Genomic DNA, 25,113 nt, shown 5'->3' with positions numbered 1-25,113 from the left:
GGGGTGGCCGACTTGGATGTTCAAAGAAAAACGCATTGAAAAGCTGTTTGCGGCAGCAATCCAATGCGTTTCGGAGTTAAATCTGCTGTGCAAATTCAACCCTTTAACCGAGGTAAGCATAGCAGATTCCTGGTAAAAATGCAATAGGCAAATACTATAAAACTGTCTATTGTCAATCTGTTTCCCTGATTGGGTAGAAAGGACCTGTTATGAAACATTATTACATTAACAACAATTCGACTTGCAATCCCGGACTTCACCATGAAGTTCATACCCAGGAGCACGCGCAACAGCTGAGAATCGCCAATACGACATACCTCGGTATGTTCTCCAGTGAGACAGAAGCTGTGCAAGCAGGCAAGCAATACTACAGCGACGCAGATGGATGTGCCGTCTGCTGCCCGAAAGCGCACAAGGGGTAAGAACATGGCAAGACAAACTCATCATGTTGTCCACAACAGCAAGGGTGGCTGGGATGTTAAGCGGGGTGGAGCTCGACGTGCCAGTGGACACTACACCACAAAAGAAGCCGGTGTCAAAGCAGGGAGAACTATTAGTAGGAACCAGAGGACCGAGTTCCTGATCCACGGAAAAAATGGGCGTATTCAATCTGCTGATAGCCATGGGGGAGACCCGTTCCCGCCGAAAGGGTGATATAAATACGAAAGGTGTAGCCTGTAGCCTACAGGTTACACCTTTTTACTTTTGCAAATTCGTTCTCCCATTGAATAATATTTAGTTAAAACCACACACTGGCTTGTTTTTTCCCCCGCTCATAATGAGTTCAGCACAACTTGATTCTATATGCAGTTGTTGGTTAAGTCCATAGTACCTAGTCAATCACATCTATCTATAGATAAGCAAAGGCTGGCAATCGGAGTTGATTGCCAGCCTTTAACTATGCTCTGAACGATAATTTTGTTGTTGTCCTTATGCGGGGTAGGCGTTCAGCGCCCGCGTTTTTTTTATGGCTACGGATAGCAAAAGCTCCCGCACATCTGGGCGGGAGCTTTTGATTATTTCTTTTACGCGGTATATTTTTTGAGCGTTGCACGGATTGCGCCGGGGCCGGCCATCATTTCCTTCCAGTAGCCGATGACCTTATCCGCAAGGCCGCAGGCGTACAGGTCGATGCCGAAGATGGACGCGTCGTGCAGGATCGGCTCCAGCTTGGCGACAGCGGCGTCGTCCGCCTTGCCCAGCTCGATGCCGGACAGCTTTTCCTGCAGGGAGGCGAGCAGCGGGTCAGCGCTGCACTGGAACGCATTGCCCTCGTCGTCAACCGCGAGCAGGTAGCGCAGCCAGCCGGCCAGAACCAGCGGGATATACTTCAGCTCGGCAGCCTTGCCGGGACCCATCGCGTCGTAATTCTTGATCGCGTTGCCGAAGCGGATCGAAACCTTCTGGGAAGTATCGGTTGCGATACGCTGCGGGGTGTCCGGAATGAACGGGTTGGGCAGGCGGGTCTCGAACACTTCGTCGAGGAACGCCTTCGGGCTGAGCACGCCCGGGTCAACCACAACAGGCATGCCCTCGATGTGGCACATACGGTCGATCAGGGTGTACAGTTCGTGATCCTGTACTTCCTTGGCGATCGAGGTATAGCCGAGCATGCAGCCGTAAACCGCCAGCGCGGTCTGGGGCGGGTTGAGGCAGGTGCAGACTTTCATCATTTCCACCTTGTTGACCGTGTCGCGGTCGGTGAAGATAACGCCGGCCTTGTCCAGCGCCGGACGGCCGTTCGGGAAGTCGTTTTCGATAACCAGGTACTGCGGGCGCTCGGCGTTGACGAACGGCGCGATATAGGTGTTCTTGCTGGTTACGAACGGGTGCATATCCTCCAGACCGTCGGCCTCGAGCTGGTCCGCGATCTCCGGAGCCGGACGGGGGGTGATCTTGTCGATCATCGACCACGGGAACGAAACCTTTTCGGTCAGGTAAGCATACTCTTCATCAGAGATCTGGCCGTTCTTCTTCCAGGCGTCGACAAACTCCATGATCGCACCCTGGAGCTTCGCGCCGTTGTGCGAGCAGTTATCCATCGAAACCATGGCGAGCGGCTTGCCGCAGGTATGCATGCGGTGCAGCAGCAGGGTGGCGAGCTGCGCCATGAAAGACTTGCAGGCGGAGGGACCGTTCTTCATGTCCTCCACAGCAGCCGGAACAAGCTCCTGCTTGGCGTTGCGCAGGGAGTAGCCCTTTTCCGTGATGGTGAACGAAACCATCTGCAGGGACGGGGCGGCAAAAATCTCCTTGACGCGGTCAAGGTCATGCAGCAGGGTGGTGGTTTCCGCAACCGAGCCGATGATTTCCTTTTCGATGCGGCCGTCGGCCTCGAGGGTAACGGCAACCGTAAGGTTGTCTACCTGGTGGAAGCACTTGGTCACGATCTCGTCGTCGTAGCTCTCGCAGGTGATGATGCCGGTGTCCATGTCGCCGCTTCCGATCAGGTGCTGGGCCACAGCCGCCTGGAACGCGCGGAACAGGTTGCCTGCGCCGAAATGCAGCCAGGTCGGCGCAGCCTTGGTCTTGGCCGCGACAGCCTCAATGTCAAACGCCGGCAGCGTATAGCCCTTCCAGGCTTCCTTGTCTTTCAAAGATGCAATAGAAAGTTTCATTGCTTAATGAGCTCCTTCCAGTTTCTCCTTCTCCAGCATATCCCAAACGCCCCACAGATACATGATGCCGAGCGCGCGGTCGTACAGGCCGTAGCCGGGGCGGCATTTCTCGTTCCAGATGTGGCGGCCGTGGTCGGGACGCATGTAACCGTCGAAACCGCAGTCGTGATAAGCCTTCATGATTTCCAGGATGCCGACGTCGCCGTCGCAGTCGCGGTGGGAAACCTCGGAGAAGTCGCCGTTTTCATAGTGCTTGACGTTGCGGACGTGCGCGAACGCGATGCGGTCGCAATAGGAGCGGATGATGTCGGCGATGTCGTTCTTCTCGTTGGCGCCGAGCGAGCCGGAGCACAGGCACAGGCAGTTGTTCGGATGGTCGACCATCTTGAGGAACTTGCCGATCGCTTCCTTGTTGACCAGCAGGCGCGGCAGGCCGAAGATGTCCCAGGGGGGATCGTCCTGATGGATGGCCATTTTGATGCCGGTCTCCTCACAGGTCGGCATGATCGCTTCGAGGAAGTACTTCAGGTTTTCCCACAGCTTCTCTTTCGTAACGGGCTTGTACTTTTCAAACAGCTCGTCGAGCTGGGCCATGCGCTCAGGCTCCCAGCCGGGCATGGTGTAGCCCTTGCAGCCCTTGAGGATATAATCGGCCATTTCCTTGGCGTCCTCGCGGATGACCGACTTTTCATAGTAAAGCGCGGTCGAACCGTCCGGCAGCGGATGGAACAGGTCGGTGCGGGTCCAGTCGAAAACAGGCATAAAGTTATAGGTAACAACCTTTACGCCGCACTGCGCCAGGTTGCGCAGGGTGATCTTGTAATTTTCGATATACTGATCACGGGTCGGCAGGCCGATCTTGATATCGTCGTGTACGTTAACCGATTCGACGACGTCGATATTGAAGCCTGCGTCCTCAATGATCTTCTTTTCATGCATGATCTCGTCGACCGTCCAGATTTCACCGGCCTGCTTATGGTGCAGAGCCCATACGATGCCGGTAACGCCGGGGATTTGCTTGATGTCGGCCAGGGAAACACTGTCGTTGCCTTCGCCGTACCAGCGGAATGTCATTTGCATAGCAAAACCTCCTTAAAATATTGAACTTTCTGTGTCCACAGGCAGGGAGATCGCTTGTATCGCAGCCCGCGGTACCAGATTGGGCGGAAACGTTCCCACCTAACTTGAAAACACCCCCCATACATAATAGGATGGAGGGCGTCGGCGGCCGCGCCGCCGGATCAGAACGTGGAATGAAACCACCACTCATTGACATTATAATACATACCGGAAAGTTGTCAAGCAAACGGTTTTTTTTAAGATTAAAATTCGGAAACAAAAATAAATTTTTTTGACGAGTAGTTTCACCGAATTATGAAATATCTTGCGATAAAATTGTGAAAAATAAACAAGAATGAAATGATAAATTTGTAACAATGAACATTGAAATTGGCGCTCTCTGAAAATGTTAACAAAAAATTAAAGGAATATTCTGCACGCTCTACAAAAACCGGAAATGCGCGGTGAATTCTTTTGTGGGGTATTGACAATCGTTGCCTGGACAATTATAGTATTACTGTGCTGTAGAAAACTACTGTATTGTGTGTTGCTGCGCGAAAAAACAAAAGCAGGCACCTGTTTTTGTGGTTCGCATGCGCGGCGGCGGAACGGCGGTGCCGTGAGGGATGGACAACCATTGTTGCGCGATAAGAACCTTGGTAAAGGATATGGCGGACAGCGTGGTGTCTATTTTATTGTAGGGGGTGTGAAACCGCTCCCGAAACCGTGGCCGAAGATTTTCCGTTTTTCGACAACAAGGGGTACCCCTTGTTGTGTTGGAAGCGACGCTTCCAACACAACAGAATAACGGAGCCTGAAGACAGGGAAGCGGCGCGCCGGTTCGGGCGAAGCAGAAATATGGTAGCTGGGAACAGACGTCAAGTTGAGGAGGATACTTGATTATGAAAAAGCTTTTGTTAACCGATTTCTTCAAGGTCGAAACGGTGGAGTCGCCGATTCCGGAGCCCGGCCCCGGACAGGCGGTGGTCCGCATCAAGTATGCGGGCATCTGCGGTTCTGACTTACATATTTTCGCGGGCCAGCACCCGACGGCCAAGCCGCCCCTTGTGATGGGCCATGAGGCCTGCGGCGAGGTTTACGCCATTAACTCCGAGCGCACCGACATCAAGGTCGGCGACAAGGTCTGCTCCCACACCATCGAGCCCTGCAACGCCTGCGTGGGCTGCCACGAGGGCCGCGAGAACCTGTGTACCAACGTTAAGATCATGGGTACCTCGATGGACGGCGTGTTCACCCAGTATATGCTGGTAAACGCCGACCGCCTGATCAAGTTCAACGACGACGTTGATATGAAGATCGCCGCGCTGGTCGAGCCGCTCACCGTTGCGGTACACGACACCCGCCGCGCGGGCGTCCGTCCGGGCGACGACGTATTCATCGCCGGCGCCGGCACGATCGGCGTACTGATCGGCATGATGTGCAAATTCTCCGGCGCGGGGCATGTTGTTCTGGCCGAGATCAACCAGGACCGCATCCGCATCGCCAAGGAGCTTGGCTTTGACGTGGTCGATATTTCCGCTCCGGACTTCGTGGATCAGTGCATCGCGATCGCCGGCGGCAAGTTCGATATCCTGTTTGAAGCCACCGGCTTCCAGGGCGGTTATGACGCCTGCTTCAACCTGATCAAGCAGGGCAGCACGATGGTCCAGGTCGGCATGCCGCCCAAGGGTACCATCTTCAACACGGACATCAACACCATTATCTATAACGAGGCTTCGATGCTCGGCGTGCGTCACCACACGATGACCAGCATGGAGGGCGCGGCCAAGATCATCAACTCCGGCGCGATGAACGAGCAGCTCGCCAAGGTCGTTTCCGCGGTTTATCCGGTCGACCAGGCGATGGATGCGTTCGAAAAAGCGAGCAAGGATAAGTCCATGCTCAAGGTATTGATCGACTTTACCTGATCGCCGTTCGAATTTGGCCTTTTGAGAGAGGGCTTGAGGGGTTCGAGTGGCGGTTGGAGGTCGAACTAAATGAAAGACTGGAGAGCGATCTATCAGTCGAAGCTCACGACCGCGGAGGAAGCGGTCAAGCACATCCCGAACCATTGCCGGGTATTCTTCGGCCATGGCGCAAACGAACCGTTGGTACTGACCGACGCGCTGGTAGCAAACTACGAGCAGTATGAGGACGTGGAGATCTGCCACTGGGTACCGATGGGGAAGGGCGAGTACACCCAGCCCAAGATGAAGGGCCATCTCAATTACAACGGCCTGTTCCTTGGTCCGGTGACACGCGCTTCCGTCAATGAGGGACGTGCGGATTACACCCCGTTTTATTTCCATCAGTCGCCGCGCTTTTTCACCGACGGGACGTTCCCGATCGATGTCGCGTTGGTATCACTGACCCCACCGGATGAACACGGCTTCTGCTCGTTCGGCGTATCGGTCGGCGGCACAAAGCCGGCTGCGCTTTCGGCCAAAATGGTGATTGCGCAGATCAACGACCAGATGCCCCGCACGATGGGCGATTCGTTCATCCATGTGTCCCAGATCACCTATGCCGTGGAGGCTTCGCGGCCTCTGCCCGAGCTGGGCGGCGGCAAGATCGGTCCGGTCGAAGAGGCGATCGGCCGCAACTGCGCCAGCCTGATCGAGGACGGCTCCACGCTGCAGCTTGGTATCGGCTCCATACCGGACGCCGTGCTCAAGTTCCTGGGCGACAAGAAAGACCTCGGTATCCATTCCGAAATGTTCTCCGACGGCGTCGTCGACCTGTATGAGCAGGGCGTCATCACCGGCGCGGCCAAGACCGAAAACAAGGGCAAGATGGTCGCGGCGTTCCTGATGGGCAGCAAAAAGCTGTACGACTTCGTTGACAATAACCCTGACGTTATGATGCTCACGGTGGACTATGTAAACGACCCCGTGGTTGTCTCGCGCCAGAACAAGATGGTTTCCATCAACTCCTGCCTGCAGGTCGATTTCAACGGCCAGGTCAACTCCGAGTCCATGGGCGTCAACCAGTTCTCGGGGATCGGCGGCCAGCTCGACTATGTGCGCGGCGCGTCCATGTGTCCGAACGGCAAGTCCATCCTGGCGATGCCGTCCACGGCCAAGCATGGCACGATCTCCCGTATCGTACCGGTGTTCGAGCCGGGTACGACGGTCACGACGACCCGCACCGACGTGCATTACATCGTGACGGAATACGGCGTGGCGAATCTGCGCGGCAAGAGCCTGCGCGAGCGCGCAAGGCTGCTGATCAACATTGCGCATCCGGATTTCCGAGACGAACTCTGGGCCGCATATCATGAGCGCTATGGCGAGGAGGGCTGAAGCATGGCAACGAGAACGGTAGAAATGGTCGGGGAGCATAAGCTGGAGCAGGTTTTCCTGACAGTAGAAGATCATATTGGTATTTTGACGCTGCACAACCCGCCGGTCAACGCGGCCAGCGGCACGGTGCAGGAAGAGATCATCATGCTGTGCGATTATATCAACCATGATGACGATATATGGGTGTGCATCATGCATTCCGACCTCAAGACGTTTTGTGTAGGCGTTGACATTAAGCGCTTCAAAAAGAGCATTGATGACAAGGACGTTACCAATACGCAGGAGGTATATTACGACGGTGCGCTCGCGCTGTACGAGCTGCGCGTGCCGCTGATCTGCGCAGTGCATGGCCACTGCCTGGGCGGCGGCCTGTGCTATCCGGCCGGCGCGGACATCACGATCGCGGTCAAGGGTACGGTATTCGGCGCGCCGGAGGCAAAGCTTTCGGTCGTCGGCGGCTCGGGCCATCTGGCCCGCATCCTGCCGCCGCAGATCCAGCGCGACATGTGCTACTGCGGCACGTTTATCACCGCGGAGGAGCTGACCAAGTACGGCGGCGTGACCAAGGTTGTCGATACGCTGGATGAGCTGATGCCCGCGGCGATGGACAAGGCGCGTGAGATCTGCAAGCGCGGACCGCTCGTGCTGCGTTACCTCAAGGCGTGCATGAACGCACAGGAGGATTTCCAGATGAAACGCAAGAACGATCTGGAGGTCACCTACACGCGGTATATGGCGCGGCATAAGGACTTCAACGAGGGCGTTACTGCGTTCCTCGAGAAGCGCGAGCCGCAGTATACCGGCGAATAAAATCGTATATCAGGCTGGCACCCCCCCAGCCTGCATATAAATCTCACTTTTAAGAAAGCGAAGAAAAGAGGTTGTAACATGAAGAAAAGATTACTCGCGGCGCTTCTGGCGTCTGCCATGGCTCTGTCTCTGGCTGCTTGTGGCAACACCGACACCGGTGCAGACAATGGCGGCGATGCAGCGGCTGACGCTGGCTCCACCAATGAGCCGGTCGTTCTGAAGATGAACTCCATCAAGACCACTTCCGACCCGATGTACGAAGCTTGGTCGAACTTCTGCGACCGTATCAACGAGGCTGCCAACGGCACGCTGGACGTTCAGATTTATCCGTCTGAGTCCCTGGGCGCCACCACCGACGTAATCGAATCCATTTCCAAGGGCGCTGCCGCTATTCAGGACTGCGACTTCTCCCACCTGGCTGACTACGTTCCGGACTACTCCGCGTTCATGATGCCTTACCTGCTCCAGAAGCCGGAAGACGTTGGTAACCTGTGGCTGTCCGACCTGGGCCAGGAGCTTGAGGCTCAGCTCCATGAGCAGGGCATGCGCATCATCACCGCCGTTTACTTCGGCGAGCGTAACTGGCTGACCAAGTCCCCGATGCCGGACCGCGCTGCTGCTTCCACCATGAAGCTCCGCTGCGCTCCGACCAAGATGTGGACCGAAATGGTTAACGTCATGGGCGGCAACGCCACCACCTGCACCTGGTCCGAAACCTATCAGGCTATCAGCCAGGGCGTTGCGGACGGCGCTGAGTCCCCGATCCACATCCTGTACTCCGCGAAGCTGCACGAGGTTGCTAAGTACCTGAACTACACCCGTCACCTGTATGCTCCGACCATCATGGTTATGTCGGAAGAAGTATACCAGTCCCTGCCGGAAGAGGGCAAGAAGGCCATCGACGAGGTAGGCCAGGCTTACCCGGCGCAGGCTATCGAAGAGGTTGAGTCCGTTGTTGGCCCGATGCTCGAAGAGATGCTCAACGAGGGCGTTCAGGAAGTTTACCCGACCGACGAGGCTATCCAGGAGTGGCGCGACTATTCGTTCGAGCACGTTCCGGAAGCTTTCCCGGAGTGGAGCGAGAACCTGGTAGGCCGCATCCAGGAAGCGATCGGCGCTGCCTAAGCTCTGATTCAAGCTTTCAATCTACTTAATTACGACAAGAATCTAATGATGTAGAACGGTTATATGCCACGCCGTTAAAACGGGGGGAACTGGTTTGACGGCGTGGGTATGACTGTTTCATACCCACCTCATGTTGACTCTGACTCTTTTTTGCTACATCTCATTTTTGCTACATTCCATTTCGCAAATAGCTTTTTGTGAAAGAAAGGCGTGAATTAATCTGTGAACGAGAATAAACAAGGCTTTTTCAAAAAGTTTATTAACGATTGGGAAATGTACATTGCAAGCGTAGGTTTCGTTGTAATGTGCGTGGCGATTATCATTAACGTATTTTCGCGTTTTGTTATCTCCAAGTCCTTTGCATGGGCGGAAGAGGTATCGTATCTGGGCTTTGCCTATACCGTGTTCTTCGGTGTTTGTACTTTGTATAAGAACCAGGGCATGATCGCGATTGACGTTATTGTGGACCGTCTTCCCAAGCTCCCGAAGCGTATTATCTACATCATCAACTTTGCTGTTTTGACGGTTGGCTGTGCGGTTCTGACTTACTACAGCTACATCCTCACCGTGGAGGCGTGGGTTCGTCCTACGGCTGCGCTGCGTATTCCGTATACCTTTATGGACCTTCCGGCGCTGATCGGCTTCTTTGTCATGTGCCTGTACTCGATCCGTTTCCTGTACTGGTCCATCATCGGCAAGGAGTTCTCGGAAACTTCGCTGGAAAACCGCGCATAAGGAAGAATACACGTTTACTTTGGAAGGAGGTAAAGAGAAATGCCGTTTACAGTATGGTTTCCGCTTCTCCTGCTGTTCCTGTTTCTCTTCATGAAAATACCGGTGGCGTTTTCGCTCGCATTCTCCACACTGGTATACTTTATCTTTAACTCTTCGTCTCAGCCGACGGATATTATGGTTCAGAACATGTTGTCCGGTACAACATCGTTCACCTACCTGGCAATCCCGTTCTTTACGGCTGCCGGTGTTATCTTTAACTACTCTGGCATCACAGAACGACTGATGAACCTTGCTGAGCTGCTCGTTGGTAAATTCAGCGGCGGCCTTGCGCAGGTTAACATCGTTCTTTCCGCTCTGATGGGCGGTCTGTCCGGTTCCGCGAACGCGGACGCAGCGATGCAGTCCAAAATGCTGGTTCCGGAAATGGAACGCCTGGGCTATTCCAAGGAGTTCTCGACCGTTGTAACGGTTGCGTCCTCCTGTATCACCCCGATCATCCCGCCCGGAATCGTTCTGATTCTGTATGCAACCGCGTCGGGCGTTTCCATTCAGGAAATGTTCTATGCCGGTTACCTGCCGGGCCTCATCATCATGCTTGCCGAAATGGCGCTGGCAGGATACCAGTCCCGCAAGCGCGGCTACAAGCCCACCCGTGAGCGCATTGGTACCGCGAAGGAGTTCGCGGAGAACATTAAGCAGTCCATCTGGGCGCTGTTCCTGCCGTTCGGCCTGGTTATGGGCCTGCGTTTCGGCGTGTTCACCCCGACCGAAGCTGGTGCTATGTGCATCGTTTACGCTCTGCTGGTTGGCGCACTGATTTACCGCACGATTCATGTTAAGACGCTGCTCCCGATCCTGCGTGAGTCCGTTGAGTCCACCTCCGGCATCATGCTGATTATCTGTGCGTCCATCGCGTTCGGCAAGTTCCTGACCTGGGAACGTATCCCGATGATTATTTCCGAAGCGATCCTGGCGATCTGCCACACGGATTGGCAGTTCCTGCTGCTGGTCAACATCCTGCTCGCTATCGTTGGTATGTTCTTCGAGGGCGGTGCTGCAATGATCCTGCTCGCCCCGCTGCTCGTACCGGCTGCGCAGAGCCTGGATGTAAACCTGATCCACTTCGGTATCGTTATGGCGATCAACCTGACGCTGGCCGGCGTTACCCCGCCGTTCGGCGCGATGATGTTCGTTTCCACCTCGATTACAGGATGTACGTTCTCCGGCTACTGCAGAGAGGTGTGGCCGTGGATCATACTGCTGTTCGCGGTATTGCTGATATTCACCTATGTACCCGGCATTATTCTGTTGGTGCCGAACCTGCTTATGTGATCCCGCTCAGCAAAAATCAGAGACAAAAGGTTCCGTCCATCCGGACGGAACCTTTTATCATTAAAATGCGCCGCTGCGCCGATGATAAAGTCGTTTTTTGCTTGACAAAGGGCAAAAGGGTGTAGTATACTATCTTAGTACCATGTGAGGTTGACATGAAGATTGATTTGCGAAAACTGACCGGCTCGAATACCGTCAGCATCCCGTTTTCCGAAACGCTTGATTTGCGGGAGGAAACACTGTATGGCGCGAAGCCGTTCCAAAGCCCAGTCCAGATCAGCGGGGAGGTCTCGAACGAGAGCGGCGTCCTGCGGCTGAAAGGGACGATCAAAACGATTTACTCCACCGCCTGCGCCCGCTGCCTGAAGCCGTTGGATATCCTGCTGACAGCCGAGGCGGATATGATTTTGTCGGACGACCCCGAGGCGGAGGAAGAGGACGATCTTTTCGTGCTGACCGGTGACAGCGTGGATCCTGCGGACGTATTGGTGCCGGCATTGATCCTGCAGGTACAGATGACATATCTGTGCAAGGAGGACTGCAAAGGCCTCTGTCCGCACTGCGGCGCCGACCGCAACGAGGTTGACTGCGACTGCGACAAAAAGCAGATCGACCCGCGTTTTGCCGCGCTGCGCGCCCTGCTCGACTCTGATGAGGACAAGAGCACATAAAACAGTCAAACAAATTGAGAAGATAGAGTAGGAGGTGTATCCACCATGGCAGTACCGAAGAGAAAGGTTTCGAAAGCCCGTCGCGACAAGCGCCGTAACTCCCACTGGAAGCTCTCTTTGCCCGGCATGTCCAAATGCCCGAAGTGCGGCGAGATGAAGCTGGCTCACAGAATGTGCAAGGCTTGCGGCTATTACAACGGCCGTGAGGTTGTCGCCGTTAAGGAAGCGTAAGGCTGAAAACAGAACAAAGGATGGAGAAGGCGGCAACGGCTTCTCCATTTTTTTCGCCCTCGATCGGATTCACGGTTTCGGTCGGGCGCGATAATGCCGAAAGGAGGGCGCTGGATGGCGTCAAAAATCGTCAGCGTGGATGCGGGCAGTCCGGCGGCGCGCGCGGGTCTGCGGGCGGGGGAGACTCTGCTGCAGATCGATGGGACCGCGATCCGCGATGTGCTGGATTACAAATTTTACAGCTATGACGCGCGGCTGACGCTCCGCGTGCTGGAAGCGGATGGGGAAAGCGTCCGCGAGGTGTGCGTGCGCAAGCGCGAGGGCGAGCCGCTCGGCCTGAATTTCGAGCATTACCTGATGGACGGGATGAAGCAGTGCTCGAACAAGTGCGTGTTCTGCTTCATCGACCAGCTGCCCCGCGGGATGCGCAAGACGCTCTATGTAAAGGACGACGACGCGCGCATGTCCTTCCTGATGGGGAATTATATCTCCATGACCAACCTGTCGGACGCGGATGTGGACCGTATCCTGCGGATGCATATTTCGCCGGTCAATATCTCGGTGCAGACCACCAATCCGGAGCTGCGCGTCAAAATGCTGCAGAACCGCCGCGCGGGCGAAGCGCTTCGGATCATGGAGCGCTTCGCGGAGGGCGGCATCACGATGAACTGCCAGCTCGTTGTATGCAAGGGGCTGAACGACGGGGAGGAGCTGCGCCGCTCGCTGAACGACCTGAAGCAGCTCTATCCCGCGGTGAATACGATCTCGGTCGTGCCGTTCGGCATGACGCGCCACCGCGAGGGGCTGTATCCGCTGGAGGCGACGGACAAGCCCTGCGCGCAGGCGATTCTGGATATCGTCGAGCCGTTCGCCCAGGAATGCCTGCGCGAGCTTGGCACGCGCCTGGTCTGGTGCGGGGACGAGCTGTACCTCAAGGCGGAGCGCCCGCTGCCGGATACGGCGTATTACGAGGAGTTTACCCAGTTTGAAAACGGCATCGGCATGCTGCCGCTGTTTATGGAGGAGTTCCGGCTGGCGCTGCCGGATTACGAGGGGCGCGCGGCGCGGCCGTTTACCATTGCGACCGGCACGGCCGCCGCGCCTTCTCTGGCGGTCCTGCTTGACGAGGCGGCCGCAAAATGCGATAATTTAAGCGGCAGAGTCGTGGCGATCCGCAACGACTTCTTTGGGCCGCTGGTTTCGGTTGCCGGACTGATTACCGGCCAGGACCTGATCGCCCAGTTGAAAGGGCGGGACCTGGGCGAGCGCGTGCTGATCTCCGCCAATATGCTGCGGGATGGGGGAGACGTGTTCCTGGACGATTACACGCCGGAACAGGTGTCGGACGCGATCGGCGTACCCATCGTGCCGGTCGAGATCGACGGCGCGGACCTGCTCGCCAAGATTTTTGAAGATTGACCCCCGAAAAGCAAAGAGGAGGGAAAGAATATGCCAAAGCCGATTATGGCGATTGTCGGCCGGCCGAACGTCGGCAAATCACAGCTGTTTAACCGCTTGGCGGGCAAGCGCCTGTCCATTGTGGAGGATACGCCGGGCGTAACACGCGACCGACTGTATGCGGAAAGCGACTGGCGCGGACGTGATTTTACCATCATCGACACCGGCGGCATCGAGCCGTCAAATGACAACGAAATTCTGCAGTTCATGCGTTTTCAGGCGGAAACCGCGATCTCCCATGCGGATGTGATCGTGCTCATCACCGACCTGCGTACCGGCGTGACCGCGGCGGATCAGGATGTGGCGGCGATGTTGCTGCGTTCGGGCAAGCCGATCGTGCTGGCGGTCAACAAATGCGATAAGCCGGGCGATCCGCCGGCGGAGTTTTATGAGTTTTATAACCTCGGCCTGGGGGAGCCTTACGGCATTTCCGCCCTGCACGGTTACGGCGTGGGCGAGCTGCTGGACGCGGCTTACGAGCATTTCCCGCCCGAGGAGGAGAGCGAGGAAGCGTCGGATCGCATCCGCGTCGCGCTGATCGGCAAGCCGAACGTGGGCAAGTCCAGCCTGCTCAACCGCGTGCTGGGCGAGGAGCGCGTGATCGTTTCCAATGTGGCGGGTACGACGCGCGACAGCGTGGACGCCGATCTGGACAACGCGCACGGCAGGTTCACCTTTATCGACACGGCGGGCATCCGCAAAAAAAGCAGGGTGGACGAGAAGATCGAGAAATATTCGGTCATGCGCTCCCTGCTCGCGGTTGAGCGCGCGGACGTGTGCGTCATTATGATCGACGCGACCGAGGGCGTGACCGAACAGGACACCAAGGTCGCGGGTGAGGCGCATAACGCCGGAAAGGCCTGCATCATCGTGGTAAACAAGTGGGACCTGGTGGAAAAGGACGGCTCCACGATGAAGGAATACACGCTGCGCGTGCGCGAGGGGCTGGCATACATGCCCTATGCGCCGGTGCTGTTTATTTCCGCGCAGACCGGACAGCGCGTGGATAAGCTGTTCGCATTGATTAAAGAGGTATACGAGCAGAACCATATGCGCATCCCGACCGGCCGCCTGAACTCCATCCTGGCCGAGGCGACCGCGCGCGTGCAGCCGCCGACCGATAAGGGACGCCGCCTGCGCATCTTCTATATGACGCAGGCCTCCACCTGCCCGCCGACGTTTGTCTGCTTCTGCAACGACGCGCGCCTGTTCCACTTCTCCTATCAGCGGTATCTGGAAAATCAGATCCGCGAGGTGTTCGGCCTGACAGGCACGCCCGTGCGCATGGTGATCCGTGAGCGCGGGGACAAGGATTAAATTGATTTCTTGGGGGACGACAACATGACATTGACGCAATTTGCCATCATCGCGGTGTGCGGCTACCTGCTGGGTTCGCTGAGCTTTGCGATCATCGTCAGCAAGGTAACGCTCGGCAAGGATATCCGCAACTATGGCAGCGGCAACGCCGGACTGACCAACGCCTACCGCACAATGGGGGCGCGCAAAACACTGTTCGTGCTGCTGGGGGATATTGCAAAGGGCGCGGCGGCGATCTCGATCGGCGCGCTTCTGGTCGGGCCGGTCGGCAAGCTGGTGGCCGGTATTTTCGTGATACTGGGGCATATGTTTCCCGTGTACTTTGGCTTCCGCGGGGGAAAGGGCGTGCTGGTCGGCGCGGTCATGCTGCTCCTGTTCGACTGGCGTATTTTCCTGATCGCGTTCGTGCTGTTTTTCCTGGCGGTCGCGGTGACGCGCTGGATCTCGCTTGGCTCGATTCTGGGCGCGGTCAGCTTTCCCATCACGACCCTGCTGTTCTACCGCGATTCGGTTTTGACCGCGATGGCGTTCGGTATGGCGGTGGCGGTCATCTTCATGCACCGGAGCAATATCATGCGCATGCTGCATGGGGAAGAGAACAGGTTTTCCTTCAAAAGCAAAAAGACCATTGAAAAAACGGCTTCCGATGGAGAGGAGAGCGGAAAATGAAGGTTTTTGTATTGGGTACCGGCGGTTGGGGCATTGCGCTGGCCATGCTGCTGCACCATAACGGCCATGCGGTGACCTCCTGGACCTTTTTTCAGGAGGAATGCGACCTGCTGCACCGCGAGCGGGCAAACGAAAAGCTGCTGCCGGGGGTGAGGATTCCGGAGGGGATCACAGTCACGACCGATATGTCGGGTGCGGCGGAAGCGGACCTGGTGGTGATGGCCGTCCCGTCCTTTGCCGTGGCTTCGACTGCGGAGCAGCTCTCCCGCATCGTTCCTGCGGGGACGGTGATCGTCAATGTGGGCAAGGGGCTGGATTCCCAGCACGGCTACTGCCGCTTCTCGGAAACGATCGATCGGGCGATGGACGGCCGCAACCCCGTGGTGGCGCTGACCGGCCCGACCCACGCGGAGGAGGTGGCCCGCGGGGTGCCGACTGCAATTGTCGCCGCATCGGCGAGCCGGGCGGCGGCTGAGCTGACGCAGGCCGCGTTTATGAACGATACCTTTTTTCGCGTGTACACCTCGTCCGATCTGGTCGGCTGCGAGCTGGGCGGCGCGTTCAAAAACATTATCGCCCTTGGCGCGGGCATTTCGGATGGTTTGGGCCTGGGGGATAACTCCAAAGCCGCGTTTATGACGCGCGGCCTGACCGAGATCGCCCGTTTGGGGATTACGCTCGGCGCCAAGCAGGAGACCTTCGCGGGGCTGTCCGGCGTGGGGGACCTGATTGTTACCTGCTGCTCGATGCATTCGCGCAACCGACGCGCGGGCATCCTGATCGGGCAGGGCAAGACCGCGCAGGAGGCGATGCAGGAGGTCGGCGCGACCGTGGAGGGCTATTACGCGACCGAAGCCGGCTACCGCCTGGCCCAGCAGCAGGGGGTGTCCATGCCGATCACCGAGGCAATGTATGAGGTGCTGTATAACGGCCTGTCCGCCAAGGAAGCCATACGCATGCTCCTGGGGCGCCCGCGGCGCGGGGAGCATGAGGAAGTCTGGTTCCACTAAAAATTAATAGGTAGAATAAACGATAAGAAAAGTATTTCCTGTTGCATTTTTTGCCACAAAAAGTCTTTACTTTTTCACGCTCTTTTTGTATAATCGTACCATAGCTTATGCTAAAATCTGTAAGGTCATAAGGAGAAAGAGTATGAAAAAGAACATGACGAAGCGTTTGCTGGCCGTGCTGCTGGCGGCGGTAATGGCGTTGTCGCTGGCTGCGTGCAGCGGCGGGGACAACGGCGGCAGCGGGGATCAGGCGGCGCCGGCCGCGCTGACCGAGGAGGAATACCAGCAGGCGGTAGAGGATCTGGGCGCGGAGATGACCGAGATCCAGAACAATGCCAGCACCGCGATGACCGATCCGGAGTCTGCGAAAGAGGTTCTGGAGTCCATGAAGGCACCGCTTAACGACTTTATCGCAATCACCCCGCCGGAAGCCTACGCGGCGGGACACGAGAAGATGCAGTCCGGCTGCCAGTCGATGATCGATTTTATCGATACAGTCGTGGCAATGACGGAGGAGACCGACCAGACCAAGCTGACGGAACTGGTATCCCAGATGGATGAGCAGCTGCGTACCGCTGTCAACGATATGGCGGAAGGCGCGAGCCTGCTGGAAGAGGCAAGCAATTAACCGGCTGCCGGAAATCGTTCACCAAAAAGGCACCCCTACGGGGTGCCTTTCGTTTGCACTTTACCTTGCGATTTGGTATAATATTATATATTGCTTTTACTTTGTTTGGAGGAAAAGGATGGAGCACCGTATCAACATCAACGAATGCGCGGCGGCCCTGCGCAAAGCCGCGCCAGAGATAGATATTGCGATTAATGAACCCATGAGCCGCCACACCACCTTTGCGATCGGCGGACCGGCGGACCTGTTTGTCATGCCGAAAACCATCGCGGAGCTGACGACCGCCCTTTCCGTGGTGCGCGAACATGAGCTGCCGCTGCTGGTGCTGGGGAACGGGTCGAATATGCTGGTTTCGGACAATGGCGTGCGCGGCACGGTTATCTGTACGATCGGGCTGGACGAGGTGCGCGTCGGCGAGGACTGTCAGGTCACCGCGGAAGCGGGCGCGCTGCTCAGCCGTGTGGCACGGCGCGCACAGCGCGCGGGGCTGACCGGAGCGGAGTTTTCCGCCGGCATCCCGGGCAGCCTGGGCGGCGCGGTATTTATGAACGCCGGCGCGTATGACGGGCAGATGGCGGGCATCGTGGAAAAGACTGAATATCTCGACGGAGAGGGCGCGCGGCATGTGCTGGAGGGAGAAGCGCACGGCTTCGGCTACCGGCGCAGCGCCTTTCGCGCCCATCCGGAATGGACGGTGCTGCGTTCAACGCTTCGGCTGCGGCCGGGCGACCCCACCGCGATCCAGCTCAAAATGGCCGACCTTGCGCAGCGGCGGCGGGATAAGCAGCCGCTTAACTATCCGTCGGCGGGTTCGACATTCAAGCGGCCGGAAGGGTATTTTGCCGGACGGCTGATCGAGGACGCGGGGCTGAAAGGGGTTTCCGTCGGCGGGGCGCAGGTATCGGAAAAGCATGCGGGCTTTCTGATCAACCGCGGCGGTGCAAGCTGCGACGATATGCTGCGCCTGATCGAGCTGGTGCAGAGCCGTGTGCGGGAGGCGTTCGGCGTGGAATTGGAATGCGAGGTCCGGATCATCCGGTAAGCATGGACGAATGGGCAAGGGGGATGAATCGATGTATTTTTTGATTGTTTCGGGCATGTCGGGCGCGGGCAAGAGCCGCGCGGTCGCCACGTTTGAGGACCTGGGGTATTATTGCGTGGATAACCTGCCCATCGCGCTCATCCCGCGCTTTGCCGAGATATGCCTTGCCGCGACCGAGCGGTACGAGCGCGTCGCGCTTGTGACCGATGTGCGCGCGGGCGGGGATTTCCAGCAGCTGTTCGATTCGCTGGACTCGATCAAGAGCATGGGCTGCGACTACCGGATCCTGTTCCTGGATACGGATACGCCGACGCTGATCCGGCGCTTTAAGGAGACCCGCCGCAAGCATCCCCTGATGGAGAAGGGCATCGGCATGACGGCTGCGATCGAAAAGGAGCGCAGCATGCTGGCCGCGCTGCAGAGCCGCGCGGATTTTGTGGTCGATACGACCGGCCTGTCCGCGGCGGGGCTGCGTGAGCGCCTGCTCGCGCTGTTCGCGGGGACGGATGGCGGCGGCGCGTTTGAGGTGATTGTGCAGTCGTTCGGCTTCAAATACGGCATCCCGCCCGAGTCCGACCTGGTGTTTGACGTGCGGTTCCTGCCCAACCCCTATTATGAGATGAGCCTGCGCGAGAAAAACGGCACCGATCCGGATGTGCGCGACTATGTGTTCCAGGGCGGCATGGCGGATGAACTGATGCAGCATTTGACCTCGACGATCGATTTTCTGCTGCCGCGGTATGTGGCGGAGGGCAAAGCGAACGTAATCATCAGCATCGGCTGCACCGGCGGGAAACATCGCTCGGTCGCGATTGCAGAGGCGCTTTCCGAGCATCTGCGCGGTCGCGACTACGGTGTGGTCACCATGCACCGCGATTACCAGCGCTGATTGACAGATAAAGGAGCGGTCCATGTCCTTTTCAACCGAAGTAAAGGCCGAATTGTGCCGCGTTTCCATGCAGCGGGCGTGCTGCACGCGGGCGGAGGCTTACGGCGCGCTGCTGCACGCGTCGGTGTTTTCCCATAAAGAGATACGGCTGTCCACGGAAAACGCATTTGTGGCGCGCCGGCTGCAGGCGCTGCTGCAGCGTGCGTTTTCCGTGGACTGCGCGCCGCAGCGGGCGGGGCGCAAGCTGCAGCATACCGTCGGGGAACCCGCGCAGATCGCGCGGATCTTCGATGTGCTGGGATATGACCTGAAAAGCCACCTCGTCTACCATCTCAACCGGAACGTGCTGGAAAACGACTGCTGCGTCGCTGCTTTCCTGCGCGGCGCGTTCCTGATGGCGGGTACGGTGGCGGGGCCGGATAAAAAAAGCCATCTGGAGCTGAAAACCGGCCGGCAGAGCCTCGCGGGGGAGGAGACAAGCCTGCTGCTCGATTTGGGGCTGTCGCCCAAGCAGGCGCGCCGCGGCAATTCCTGCCTTCTGTACTTTAAGGAGGGCGCGAGCGTGGAGGATTTCCTGACCCGTATCGGCGCGCCGCGCGCGGCAATGGAGCTGATGCAGGCCAAGGTGGAAAAGAATATCCGCAACACGATCAACCGGCAGGTCAATTGCGAGACCGCGAACCTGATGAAAGCGGCGGACGCTTCCGCGCGCCAGGTCGCCGCGATCCGCGCGGTGCTCGACCGGCGCGGGGAGGAAGCCTTTCCGGAGGCGCTGCGCGAAACCGTCCGCTTGCGGCTGTCCTATCCGACCGACAGCCTGGCCGAGCTTGCACAGCGCTTCGACCCGCCGATCTCCAAGCCGGGGCTGAGCCACCGGCTGAAAAAAATAACGGAATTTGCGTCAAAGGAGGACTAAATGGTACCGTTTGCGCATCTGCATGTGCATAGTGAATACAGCCTGCTGGACGGCGCGTGCCGGATCGAGGGGCTGGTGGAGCGCGTGGCCGAACTGGGGCAGACCTCATGCGCGCTGACCGATCACGGCGTGATGTACGGCGTGATCGATTTTTACCGCGCCTGCAAGGCCAAGGGCATCCATCCGGTGATTGGCTGCGAGGTATATCTGGCGCCGCATTCGCGTTTGGAGCGCAGCTATGTGAATGGCGAATGGCACAGCCATCTGATTTTGCTGTGCGAGAATATGACCGGCTACCGCAACCTCATCCATATGGTGTCGCTCGGCTTTTCCGAGGGCTTTTATATGAAGCCGCGCATCGATATGGATCTGCTCCGGCAGCACAGCGAGGGCCTGATCTGCCTGTCCGCGTGTCTGGCGGGCGTGATTCCGCGCGCGCTGGCCGAGGGCGATATGGACGGCGCCTATGAGCTGTGCGAGCAGTTTTTGGATATTTTTGACCGCGACCATTTCTATCTCGAAGTGCAGGATCACGGCATCGAGGTGCAGAAAAAGGTAAACGAGGGGCTGTATCAGCTTGCAAAAGAGCTGGATATCGGCCTGGTCGCCACGAACGACGCGCACTATCTGACCAAACAGGACGCAAAAATACAGGACGTGCTCATGTCCATCCAGATGGGCAAGACGGTGGACGACCCCACCCGCATGAAGTTTGAGACGCAGGAGTTTTACATCAAGGATGCGGACGAAATGGCCGCGCTGTTCCCCGAGCATCCGGAAGCGCTTGCGAACACCGTCAGGATCGCGGAGCGCTGCCAGGTCGAGTTTGAGTTCGGCAAGTACCATCTGCCGGAATTCGATGTGCCGGAGGGGTACAGCGCCCTGCAGTACCTGCAGAAGCTGTGCGACGAGGGCTTTGCCAAGCGCTATCCGGATGACGACGGCACGGTGCGCGCCCGCCTGCAGTATGAGATCGATATGATCGCGCAGATGGGCTTTGTGGATTATTTCCTGATCGTTTCCGACTTCATTGGCTATGCCAAGCGCAACGGTATTCCCGTCGGGCCGGGGCGCGGCTCGGCGGCGGGCTCGATCGTTTCCTACTGCCTGGGCATCACCGACCTGGACCCTATCCACTATTCGCTGTATTTTGAACGCTTCCTCAATCCGGAGCGCGTGTCCATGCCGGATATCGACGTGGATTTCTGCTATGTGCGCCGGCCGGAGGTGATCGAGTACGTCACCGAAAAGTACGGCAAGGACCGCGTGGCGCAGATCGTCACGTTCGGCACCATGGCCGCGCGCGGCGCGATCCGCGACGTGGGACGCGCGCTGTCGATCCCGTATAACGAGGTGGACGCGGTTGCCAAGCAGGTGCCAAACGAGCTGCACATCACGATCAACAAGGCGCTGGCGGTTAATCCAGAGCTGAAAAAGATGTATGACGAAAAGCCGCAGGTGCGCGAGCTGATCGATACCGCCCGCGCGCTCGAGGGAATGCCGCGGCACGCTTCGACTCACGCGGCGGGCGTGGTCATTACCAAGGATCCGGTGGATACCTATGTGCCGCTTGCGCGCAACGACGAGCAGATGGTCACCCAGTTCACCATGACCACGCTCGAGGAGCTGGGGCTGCTCAAAATGGACTTCCTCGGCCTTCGCAACCTGACGGTGATCGCGGACGCGGAAAAGATGATCCGCCGCCATGTGCCGGATTTCAACATCGAAACCGTGGATATGAACGACAAGGCCACTTATGAGATGCTCGGCCGCGGCTCGACGATGGGGGTGTTCCAGCTGGAAAGCGCGGGCATCACCAACGTCGTCACCGGCCTGCGCCCCGCGTCCATTGAGGATATCACCGCGGTCGTGGCGCTGTACCGGCCGGGGCCGATGCAGTCCATCCCGCGCTATATCGAGTGCCGCCACCATCCGGAAAAGGTGACCTATAAGCACCCGCTGCTTGAACCGATCCTGAAAGTCACCTACGGCTGCATGATCTATCAGGAGCAGGTCATGCAGGTGTTTCAGAGCCTGGCGGGTTACTCGCTCGGCAAGGCGGACATGGTGCGCCGCGCGATGAGCAAAAAGAAGATGAAGGAGCTTGAAAAGGAGCGCGTCAATTTCATCCACGGCAATGAGGCGCTTGGCATCGACGGCGCGGTCAAACGCGGCGTGCCGGAGCATATCGCGGCGGGGCTGTTCGACGAGATCATGGACTTTGCCAACTATGCGTTCAACAAGGCCCACGCGGTGTGCTATGCGGTTGTTTCCTTCCGCACGGCGTACCTCAAGTGCCATTATCCGCGCGAATATATGGCGGCGCTGCTCACCTCCGTGCTGGACTGGTCGGACAAGATTTCCGAGTATATCCAGGCCGCGCGCGAAATGGGGATTCGGGTGCTGCCGCCGGATGTGAACGAGTCGTTCGACGGGTTTTCGGTTTCCGGACGGGACATCCGGTTCGGCCTTGCCGCGGTCAAGGGCGTCGGTCGGTCGTTTATGAAGCAGCTTGTGGAGGAGCGCGAGGCGGGAGGGCTGTTCTCGTCGTTCCAGGATTTTTGCGAGCGCATGTACGATCGGGAGCTGAACCGGCGCGCACTCGAAAGCCTGATCAAAGCCGGCTCATTTGATTCCATGGGGTACCGGCGCAGCCAGCTGCTGCAGATCGTAGGCCCAGTGGTGGACGCGATCGCGCAGAGCCGCAAGAAAAACATTGAGGGGCAAATGGACCTGTTCGGCATGGGGAACGACGAGGTGCAGGATACGCAGATCGCCCTGCCTGACATCCCCGAGGCGGACAAGCGGGAGCTGCTGGCGATGGAGAAGGAAACGACCGGCCTGTACCTGTCCGGTCATCCGATGGACGAGTATCGGGAGCTGGCGAAAAAAGCGGACGCGGCCTCCATACGGAAGATCATCGACGATCTTTCGGGGGAAAGCGCCCAGCCCGCCTATAAAGATGGAATGACTGTGCGGCTGGCGTGCGTTATCACCTCCGTGCGGCTCAAATCCACCAAAAACGGCTCGATGATGGCATATGTGACGGTGGAGGATGAATCCGCGTCGATCGAGCTGATCGTGTTCCCGCGCTCGCTGCAGCAGTGCGGCGCTTATTTGACCGAGGACAGCGCGGTACTGCTCACCGGCAAGATCGACGCGCGCGAGGATGAAGCGCCCAAGGTGCTGCTGAACGAAGCGCAGCCGCTGACCGAAAGCGCGGTGAACAGCATGCTCGCGCAGCAGAATCCGCAGCGGTCGGTATATACCGACCAGCAGGCGGCGCGGCTTGCGCCGCAGAAGCTGTTCCTGCGCATTGACAGCATGGGCAGCGACGAATGGCCGCAGATCAAGGCCATACTGCTGGCGCAGCCGGGCGATACGCCGGTTTATCTCTATCCCACGGACACCAGGAAAAAAACGCTGGCCAAGCGGGAATACTGGTGTCAACCGGATGTGCCGCTTTTGGAAAAATTACGCTTCCTCTTGGGCGAGGAAGATGTTATAATGCAGTAGGGAACCGGACAAGGCCCCGCCATGTAAGGCAAATATTATTTTGGGAAGCAACCGATACAGGAGGCTTATTATGGACAAACAGATTCGCAGAATTGGCGTGCTCACCAGCGGCGGCGACGCGCCGGGCATGAATGCATTGATCCGTGCGGTCGTCCGCACCGCTTCGGCGCACGATATCTCCGTGCTTGGCATCCGCCGCGGCTACAGCGGCCTGATTAACGGCGATATCATCGAGATGGCGGCGCGCAGCGTGGACGGGATCATCCGCAAGGGCGGCACGATGCTGTATACCGCCCGCTGCAAGGAGATGATGACCGAGGAAGGGCTGCAGAAGGCGGCGGATACCTGCCGTTATCTGGGGATCGACGGACTGATCTGCTGCGGCGGCGACGGTACGTTCCGCGGGGCGCAGGCGCTGTCCCGCAAGGGCGTACCCTGCATCGGCGTGCCGGGTACGATCGATAACGATATCGTGTGTACCGATTACACGATCGGCTTTGACACGGCCTGCAATACTGCGATCGAATGTATCGATAAGCTGCGCGACACCATGCAGTCGCATGAGCGCTGCTCGGTCGTTGAGGTCATGGGCCGCCGGGCGGGCCATTTGGCGCTGCACGTTGGCTGCGCGGTCGGCGCTACCGCGATCTGTCTGCCGGAGCGCGAGCTGAACTTTGATGTGGATATCATCGAGAAGATGCGCGTCGGGCGCATCAAGGGCCGCAACCACCATATCATTATCGTTGCGGAGGGCTATGGCGCCGCGCAGGATGTTGCCGACCGGATTCATGAGGCGACCGGCATCGATACGCGCGTAACCATCCTCGGCCATATCCAGCGCGGCGGCTCCCCGTCCGCGCGCGACCGTGTGATGGCGACCCGCATGGGCTATGAGGCGGTGATGGCGCTGGAGGCGGGCAAGACCAACCGCGTGATCGTGTTCGATGATAACCGCGTCACCGACCTGGACATCGAGGAAGGGCTCGCGCGCCAGAAGGATCTGGAGCAGGATCTGTTTGTGGCGCAGCAGACGGTAGCGATTTGACATGCCGCAGACAGTCTTGATTACCGGCGGTTCGCGTGGTATCGGCGCCGCCTGTGTGCAGGTATTTGCCGATGCGGGCTGGAATGTGGCCTTCACCTACCGCGCCAGCCGTGCAGCCGCGGGCGCGCTGGCGGAAAAGACCGGCGCGCTGGCGCTTTGTGCCGACCTGACGGATGCGCGTGCGGTCGGACGCGCGGCGGGGGAGGCGGTAAGCTATTTCGGCGGGTTGGATGCGGTGGTGTGCAACGCGGGCGTGGCGGAGCAGAAGCTGTTCCAGGACATTACGGAGCAGGAATGGCAGCATATGCTGGATGTCAACCTGCTGGGCGCGGTGCGGACCATCCGTTCCGCGCTGCCGGGCATGCTGCATAGAAAGCAGGGCAGCATCGTGACCGTGTCCTCCGTGTGGGGGCAGGTTGGCGCATCCTGCGAAAGCCACTATGCGGCGAGCAAGGCGGCGCTGATCGGTCTGACCAGATCGCTCGCGCTGGAGCTGGGGCCGTCCGGCATTCGGGTCAATTGTGTCGCGCCCGGCGTGATCGATACGGATATGAATGCGGTGCATAGTGCGGAAACCATGCGCGGGCTGGCGGAGCAAACACCGCTGGGGCGCATTGGCACCGCGCGCGAGGTTGCGGAGAGTATCCTGTACTTATGCTCGGACAAAGCGGCCTTTGTCACCGGACAGGTGCTCGGTGTGACCGGCGGCTTTTAACAGGTAATAAAACCCCCTCTGTCGA

Annotated in this window: 22 protein-coding genes; 20 read left to right on the top strand and 2 right to left on the bottom strand. The window is 58.2% G+C overall.

The genetic code is table 11. The annotated features are described in order from the left end of the window. The first annotated feature begins 381 nt into the window (after positions 1–381). Positions 382–654 carry a DUF2188 domain-containing protein gene (locus tag ACYQ3S_RS07745; RefSeq protein ID WP_459688321.1) on the top strand — a complete coding sequence of 91 codons (273 nt, stop codon included), beginning with the start codon at positions 382–384 and terminating at the stop codon, positions 652–654. 371 nt (positions 655–1,025) lie between these two features. Here ACYQ3S_RS07745 and ACYQ3S_RS07740 read toward each other — a convergent pair whose 3' ends face one another. Together ACYQ3S_RS07740 and uxuA are read right to left on the bottom strand one after the other, a co-directional pair. Beyond that, positions 1,026–2,618: a mannitol dehydrogenase family protein gene (locus ACYQ3S_RS07740; RefSeq protein WP_459688306.1), complete on the bottom strand. Its 1,593-nt coding sequence runs from the start codon at positions 2,616–2,618 to the stop codon at positions 1,026–1,028. A 3-nt stretch (positions 2,619–2,621) separates the two neighbouring features. Then, a complete protein-coding gene (gene uxuA, locus ACYQ3S_RS07735; RefSeq protein ID WP_459688305.1) occupies positions 2,622–3,698 on the bottom strand; it encodes a mannonate dehydratase in 1,077 nt (358 codons plus the stop codon). Positions 3,699–4,579: 881 nt separating this feature from the next. Between uxuA and ACYQ3S_RS07730 the strand changes: the two genes are divergently transcribed. The 19 genes from ACYQ3S_RS07730 (at position 4,580) to ACYQ3S_RS07640 (ending at position 25,088) form a co-directional block, all read left to right on the top strand. Further along, positions 4,580–5,605 carry a zinc-dependent alcohol dehydrogenase gene (locus ACYQ3S_RS07730; protein ID WP_054327276.1) on the top strand — a complete coding sequence of 342 codons (1,026 nt, stop codon included), beginning with the start codon at positions 4,580–4,582 and terminating at the stop codon, positions 5,603–5,605. 69 nt (positions 5,606–5,674) lie between these two features. Further along, a complete protein-coding gene (locus tag ACYQ3S_RS07725) occupies positions 5,675–6,979 on the top strand; it encodes an acetyl-CoA hydrolase/transferase family protein (RefSeq protein WP_459688303.1) in 1,305 nt (434 codons plus the stop codon). A 3-nt stretch (positions 6,980–6,982) separates the two neighbouring features. After that, positions 6,983–7,789: an enoyl-CoA hydratase/isomerase family protein gene (locus ACYQ3S_RS07720; RefSeq protein WP_107631963.1), complete on the top strand. Its 807-nt coding sequence runs from the start codon at positions 6,983–6,985 to the stop codon at positions 7,787–7,789. Positions 7,790–7,867: 78 nt separating this feature from the next. Continuing rightward, positions 7,868–8,914 carry a TRAP transporter substrate-binding protein DctP gene (gene dctP / locus ACYQ3S_RS07715; protein ID WP_459688301.1) on the top strand — a complete coding sequence of 349 codons (1,047 nt, stop codon included), beginning with the start codon at positions 7,868–7,870 and terminating at the stop codon, positions 8,912–8,914. 222 nt (positions 8,915–9,136) lie between these two features. Next, positions 9,137–9,649 (top strand): TRAP transporter small permease, encoded by a 513-nt coding sequence (locus ACYQ3S_RS07710; protein ID WP_459688300.1) that lies wholly within the window; start codon positions 9,137–9,139, stop codon positions 9,647–9,649. A 39-nt stretch (positions 9,650–9,688) separates the two neighbouring features. Next, the gene (locus ACYQ3S_RS07705; RefSeq protein ID WP_459688298.1) at positions 9,689–10,981 is read left to right on the top strand and encodes a TRAP transporter large permease; all 1,293 of its coding nucleotides are present in this window, start codon (positions 9,689–9,691) and stop codon (positions 10,979–10,981) included. Positions 10,982–11,136: 155 nt separating this feature from the next. Further along, positions 11,137–11,652, top strand: coding sequence for a YceD family protein (locus tag ACYQ3S_RS07700; protein ID WP_459688297.1), 516 nt, complete (start codon positions 11,137–11,139; stop codon positions 11,650–11,652). A gap of 45 nt (positions 11,653–11,697) precedes the next feature. Beyond that, entirely contained in the window at positions 11,698–11,883 is a 186-nt protein-coding gene (gene rpmF / locus ACYQ3S_RS07695) for a 50S ribosomal protein L32 (RefSeq protein WP_054327283.1), read from the top strand. A gap of 114 nt (positions 11,884–11,997) precedes the next feature. Continuing rightward, positions 11,998–13,302 (top strand): DUF512 domain-containing protein, encoded by a 1,305-nt coding sequence (locus ACYQ3S_RS07690; RefSeq protein WP_459688295.1) that lies wholly within the window; start codon positions 11,998–12,000, stop codon positions 13,300–13,302. A gap of 30 nt (positions 13,303–13,332) precedes the next feature. Then, the gene (gene der / locus ACYQ3S_RS07685; protein WP_459688293.1) at positions 13,333–14,658 is read left to right on the top strand and encodes a ribosome biogenesis GTPase Der; all 1,326 of its coding nucleotides are present in this window, start codon (positions 13,333–13,335) and stop codon (positions 14,656–14,658) included. 24 nt (positions 14,659–14,682) lie between these two features. After that, the gene (plsY, locus tag ACYQ3S_RS07680) at positions 14,683–15,327 is read left to right on the top strand and encodes a glycerol-3-phosphate 1-O-acyltransferase PlsY (RefSeq protein ID WP_459688292.1); all 645 of its coding nucleotides are present in this window, start codon (positions 14,683–14,685) and stop codon (positions 15,325–15,327) included. Next, positions 15,324–16,337, top strand: a complete 1,014-nt coding sequence (locus ACYQ3S_RS07675; RefSeq protein ID WP_459688290.1) for an NAD(P)H-dependent glycerol-3-phosphate dehydrogenase — start codon at positions 15,324–15,326, stop codon at positions 16,335–16,337. Before plsY ends, ACYQ3S_RS07675 begins: the two co-directional genes overlap by 4 nt. 142 nt (positions 16,338–16,479) lie before the next feature. Next, on the top strand, positions 16,480–16,965 hold the full coding sequence (locus ACYQ3S_RS07670; RefSeq protein ID WP_459688289.1) for a DUF6376 family protein: 486 nt from the start codon (positions 16,480–16,482) through the stop codon (positions 16,963–16,965). Between the two features lie 118 nt (positions 16,966–17,083). Continuing rightward, positions 17,084–18,007 (top strand): UDP-N-acetylmuramate dehydrogenase, encoded by a 924-nt coding sequence (gene murB / locus ACYQ3S_RS07665; protein WP_459688288.1) that lies wholly within the window; start codon positions 17,084–17,086, stop codon positions 18,005–18,007. Positions 18,008–18,038: 31 nt separating this feature from the next. After that, positions 18,039–18,896 (top strand): RNase adapter RapZ, encoded by an 858-nt coding sequence (gene rapZ, locus ACYQ3S_RS07660; protein ID WP_459688287.1) that lies wholly within the window; start codon positions 18,039–18,041, stop codon positions 18,894–18,896. A 22-nt stretch (positions 18,897–18,918) separates the two neighbouring features. After that, the gene (whiA, locus tag ACYQ3S_RS07655) at positions 18,919–19,812 is read left to right on the top strand and encodes a DNA-binding protein WhiA (protein ID WP_459688285.1); all 894 of its coding nucleotides are present in this window, start codon (positions 18,919–18,921) and stop codon (positions 19,810–19,812) included. Further along, positions 19,813–23,328: a DNA polymerase III subunit alpha gene (locus ACYQ3S_RS07650; protein WP_459688284.1), complete on the top strand. Its 3,516-nt coding sequence runs from the start codon at positions 19,813–19,815 to the stop codon at positions 23,326–23,328. It begins immediately after the preceding gene. 70 nt (positions 23,329–23,398) lie between these two features. Then, a complete protein-coding gene (gene pfkA, locus ACYQ3S_RS07645; RefSeq protein ID WP_459688283.1) occupies positions 23,399–24,373 on the top strand; it encodes a 6-phosphofructokinase in 975 nt (324 codons plus the stop codon). Position 24,374: 1 nt separating this feature from the next. Next, on the top strand, positions 24,375–25,088 hold the full coding sequence (locus ACYQ3S_RS07640) for an SDR family NAD(P)-dependent oxidoreductase (protein ID WP_459688281.1): 714 nt from the start codon (positions 24,375–24,377) through the stop codon (positions 25,086–25,088). Positions 25,089–25,113 lie beyond the last annotated feature (25 nt).

It is taken from the genome of Agathobaculum sp. TL06, from assembly GCF_054658635.1.
Note: the sequence above shows the minus strand (reverse complement) of the source record. Positions and strands in the feature narration are given on the sequence as shown.

Excerpts from the sequence above, each read along its gene's own strand:
- ACYQ3S_RS07725 (WP_459688303.1), top strand. The coding sequence starts at position 5,675 with ATGAAAGACTGGAGAGCGATCTATCAGTCGAAGCTCACGACCGCGGAG.
- plsY (WP_459688292.1), top strand. The coding sequence starts at position 14,683 with ATGACATTGACGCAATTTGCCATCATCGCGGTGTGCGGCTACCTGCTG.
- murB (WP_459688288.1), top strand. The coding sequence starts at position 17,084 with ATGGAGCACCGTATCAACATCAACGAATGCGCGGCGGCCCTGCGCAAA.
- ACYQ3S_RS07700 (WP_459688297.1), top strand. The coding sequence starts at position 11,137 with ATGAAGATTGATTTGCGAAAACTGACCGGCTCGAATACCGTCAGCATC.
- ACYQ3S_RS07650 (WP_459688284.1), top strand. The coding sequence starts at position 19,813 with ATGGTACCGTTTGCGCATCTGCATGTGCATAGTGAATACAGCCTGCTG.
- ACYQ3S_RS07675 (WP_459688290.1), top strand. The coding sequence starts at position 15,324 with ATGAAGGTTTTTGTATTGGGTACCGGCGGTTGGGGCATTGCGCTGGCC.
- rapZ (WP_459688287.1), top strand. The coding sequence starts at position 18,039 with ATGTATTTTTTGATTGTTTCGGGCATGTCGGGCGCGGGCAAGAGCCGC.
- dctP (WP_459688301.1), top strand. The coding sequence starts at position 7,868 with ATGAAGAAAAGATTACTCGCGGCGCTTCTGGCGTCTGCCATGGCTCTG.
- ACYQ3S_RS07745 (WP_459688321.1), top strand. The coding sequence starts at position 382 with ATGGATGTGCCGTCTGCTGCCCGAAAGCGCACAAGGGGTAAGAACATG.
- whiA (WP_459688285.1), top strand. The coding sequence starts at position 18,919 with ATGTCCTTTTCAACCGAAGTAAAGGCCGAATTGTGCCGCGTTTCCATG.
- pfkA (WP_459688283.1), top strand. The coding sequence starts at position 23,399 with ATGGACAAACAGATTCGCAGAATTGGCGTGCTCACCAGCGGCGGCGAC.
- ACYQ3S_RS07740 (WP_459688306.1), bottom strand. The coding sequence starts at position 2,618 with ATGAAACTTTCTATTGCATCTTTGAAAGACAAGGAAGCCTGGAAGGGC.
- ACYQ3S_RS07640 (WP_459688281.1), top strand. The coding sequence starts at position 24,375 with ATGCCGCAGACAGTCTTGATTACCGGCGGTTCGCGTGGTATCGGCGCC.
- ACYQ3S_RS07720 (WP_107631963.1), top strand. The coding sequence starts at position 6,983 with ATGGCAACGAGAACGGTAGAAATGGTCGGGGAGCATAAGCTGGAGCAG.
- ACYQ3S_RS07670 (WP_459688289.1), top strand. The coding sequence starts at position 16,480 with ATGAAAAAGAACATGACGAAGCGTTTGCTGGCCGTGCTGCTGGCGGCG.
- ACYQ3S_RS07705 (WP_459688298.1), top strand. The coding sequence starts at position 9,689 with ATGCCGTTTACAGTATGGTTTCCGCTTCTCCTGCTGTTCCTGTTTCTC.
- der (WP_459688293.1), top strand. The coding sequence starts at position 13,333 with ATGCCAAAGCCGATTATGGCGATTGTCGGCCGGCCGAACGTCGGCAAA.
- rpmF (WP_054327283.1), top strand. The coding sequence starts at position 11,698 with ATGGCAGTACCGAAGAGAAAGGTTTCGAAAGCCCGTCGCGACAAGCGC.
- ACYQ3S_RS07690 (WP_459688295.1), top strand. The coding sequence starts at position 11,998 with ATGGCGTCAAAAATCGTCAGCGTGGATGCGGGCAGTCCGGCGGCGCGC.
- uxuA (WP_459688305.1), bottom strand. The coding sequence starts at position 3,698 with ATGCAAATGACATTCCGCTGGTACGGCGAAGGCAACGACAGTGTTTCC.
- ACYQ3S_RS07730 (WP_054327276.1), top strand. The coding sequence starts at position 4,580 with ATGAAAAAGCTTTTGTTAACCGATTTCTTCAAGGTCGAAACGGTGGAG.